At 74.8% G+C, this 433-nt stretch carries 1 protein-coding gene; it reads right to left on the reverse strand.

The window, feature by feature from the left end:
* Positions 1-399: hypothetical protein (locus IF89_RS39705; RefSeq protein ID WP_043194987.1), on the reverse strand; the 399-nt coding region annotated here is incomplete at its 3' end.
* Positions 400-433 lie beyond the last annotated feature (34 nt).

Genomic DNA, 433 nt, shown 5'->3' on the forward strand with positions numbered 1-433 from the left:
TCCGGCCAGCGGCCGCCCGTACTCCAGCCCCGTCACCGCCCCGTCCCCCGCGGTCGCCTTGCGGACCAGCCCGTCCTCCAGCTCCAGGACCGCCGTCAGGCGGTGGCCGTCGCCGGAACGGGCCGGGGCGGTGAAGACGACCCGGCCGTCGCTGTAGGCGACGTCTGTGGTGGCGCCGTAGGGGTCGGTGACAGACGTGAGCTGCCAGGTCTCCCCGGCCGGGGCAAAGCTGAAGTCGGTGCGGTTGCCGTGCCGGTCCGCAAACGCCACCGGGTTGCCGGCGGTGTCGAAGTACTGCACCGCCCCGTCGGTGCGGTCCGCCAGCCGCCACTCATAGCCGCGCTCCTCCACCCCCTCCCGGGCGGGCAGGCTGCCCCCCGGCACATGCTCGAAGCGCACCCCCTCCCCGGGGAACCGCTTCAGACCCGAGCCG

This window comes from Streptomyces sp. NRRL F-2664, from assembly GCF_000719345.1.
Lineage (GTDB): Bacteria > Actinomycetota > Actinomycetes > Streptomycetales > Streptomycetaceae > Streptomyces.